1 protein-coding gene is annotated in these 426 nt (G+C 71.8%); it reads left to right on the top strand.

Annotated elements, in window-relative coordinates:
* A partial coding sequence (locus ACZ4Z3_RS36585) for a tetratricopeptide repeat protein (protein WP_468505094.1) occupies nucleotides 1-426 on the top strand: 426 nt, incomplete at both ends.

Genomic DNA, 426 nt, shown 5'->3' with positions numbered 1-426 from the left:
CAGCCGCAACAACCTCGCCAACGCCTACGAGTCGGCGGGGGACCTGGAACGGGCCATCCCCCTGCTGGAGGCCACCCTCGCCCAGCGCGAGCAGGTGCTGGGCGACGCCCACCCCGACACCCTGGCCAGCCGCATCAACCTCGCCTACGCCTACGAGTCGGCGGGGGACCTGGAACGGGCCATCCCCCTGCTGGAGGCCACCCTCGCCCAGTTCGAACAGGTGCTGGGCGACACCCACCCCAACACCCTGACCAGCCGCAACAACCTCGCCAACGCCTACCAGGCGGCGGGGGACCTGGAACGGGCCATCCCCCTGCTGGAGGCCACGCTTGCCCAGCGCGAGCAGGTGCTGGGCGACGCCCACCCCGACACCCTGGCCAGCCGCATCAACCTCGCCTACGCCTACGAGTCGGCGGGGGACCTGGA

It is taken from the genome of Streptomyces sp. NPDC030296, assembly GCF_055572815.1.
This window is presented reverse-complemented; position numbering and strand designations above follow the sequence as displayed.